1 protein-coding gene is annotated in these 1,910 nt (G+C 71.8%); it reads right to left on the bottom strand.

All coding sequences use genetic code 11. The features are described from left to right. Positions 1–47: 47 nt before the first annotated feature. Positions 48–1,910: hypothetical protein (locus AC27VN_RS40155; protein ID WP_490880312.1), on the bottom strand; the 1,863-nt coding region annotated here is incomplete at its 5' end.

Below are 1,910 nucleotides of genomic sequence, written 5' to 3'. Positions count from 1 at the left end.
GCGCAGGCCGCGCGTTGCATCGTTGGGTTGCGCATGCGTGTCTCTCCTCAGGGCACCAGCGTGGTCAGCGAACCGCGCGAACGCGCGATCGACTCGATCTCGGCCGCGCTCAGCACGCGGTTCCAGGTCGCGAACTCGGCGAAGTCGAAGCGCCCGGCGATGGTGTTGCTCGCATTGCCGTTGCGGTAGTTCGGGCCGTAGCCGCCATCGCCGTCCTCGTTGAGCGAGAAGCCCTTGTTGAGGCCGTTGAGCGCGGCCGCGAAGGCGCTGGTCAGCGTCACGGAACTGCTCTGCAGGCCCAGCGAGGGGTCGAACACGTAGTAGTTCGCCTTCAGCGCCGACACGTCCACCGTCATCACCACATAGGCCCAGGTGTTGGCGCTGAAGCCCAGGTCCTTGTCGCCCACGCGCTCGCCGCCGCGGCCGATGTTGAAGCGCAGGGCGCTGCCGTACTGGCCGATCGCGATGCCCGGGTTGGAGCCGCTGCCCCAGTCCTTGTTCGAGATCACCGGCATGCCAGAGCGCGTGGCGTCGGAGCGGAACCAGAAGCCGAAGCTGAAGGGCGCGCTGGTGCTGGTCACGCTGGCGGTCGGGATCGAGTAGCCGCCGTCGCAGGCCGTGCAGACCTTGGTGCCGGTGTAGTCGGTCGACAGCAGCGCGCGGGTGCCGCTGCCCAGCGGTCCGTCGCCGGCCGCCGCATAGACCGCGGCCGCGCCCTTGACCCAGGGCACGAAGACCTGGCCACCGGCGATGCGGTCGTCGAGCGCACTGTTCAGCGGGAACAGGTGCGTGAGACCGTTGGCCACGCTGGGCAGCAGCACGATCGGCTTCACGTAGTCGAGCGAGGCGCGCAGCGAGACCGGCGTCTTGTCGGCCACCACCGTGTAGTCGTAGGCATAGGTGCCGCTGGCGTCGAAGGGCATGGTGGTGTCCTCGAAGCCGAGGGCCGTGCCGGGCAGCGTGGCCACGGCCGCGCCGTCGCGCAGCACCGTGATGGAGGCGACCGGGGCCGGCAGCGTCCAGCTCAGGCGGATGCCGTTGCGCTTGTCGTTGGCCACCGCGGCGAGCCGGCGCACGCCGGGCGCGCCCAGCAGCGGCGCGCCGTCGATCGCGTACTTGTCGGCCGCGGGCAGCGCCGACAGGTGGGTCAGCAGGGTGGGCGCGATGTCGGCCGTGGAGGCGTAGCCGTACCAGTCCGCGATGTTCGCGGGCAGCCCGGCGGGCGCTGCTGCGTCGAGGTTGGCGCGGCGGTCGAGCACCAGCGCGGTCGCGAGGTTCGACGGCACCGGGATGCCGTCGGCCACGCCGGTGGCGCCCAGGCCGTGGGTGGTGGCGACGACCACCAGCCAGTCCTCCTGCGGCTGGGCCGCGCGGCGCCGCGCCAGCGCGGAGCGCAGCGTGGCGATCTGCTTGTCGACCTGCGCGAGCGCGTTCTGGTAGTCGGTGCCGTAGCCCGCCACGTCGGCGACCTGCGCCGGGCCCTGGTAGTCGGCCACTACGAGGTCGTAGCCGCCGCTCTCGAGCGCACCCGCGGCCTCGGTCGAGACGCAGTCGTCGCTGCCGTCGCAGTCCTTCGCGAGCTCGAGGTAGCCCGCGGCCTTGTCGGTGCGCAGCAGTTGCGGCAGGCCGCTCCAGCTCGCGACCACCGCGCTGCGGGTGTCGGCGCGGCGTTGCTTGAGCAGCTTGAAGACGGTGTCGGCGCCGAAGGCCTGGCCTTCGTAGTTGGAGCGGATCTCGTGCCGGTCGGCCCAGCCGCCGGTCAGCAGCGTGGCCCACGACGGCCCGTCGGTGGCCTGCTGCTGCGTGCGCTGGCCGAGCACGCCGCCGGTGTAGGACGGCAGCAAGGTGCCCAGGCCTTGCAGCGCGGGCATGCGTGCATCGCCGAGCGCCTGCTGCAGGGCAGCGTATTG

It is taken from the genome of Variovorax sp. 20P10.2.4, from assembly GCF_058244205.1.
This window is presented reverse-complemented; position numbering and strand designations above follow the sequence as displayed.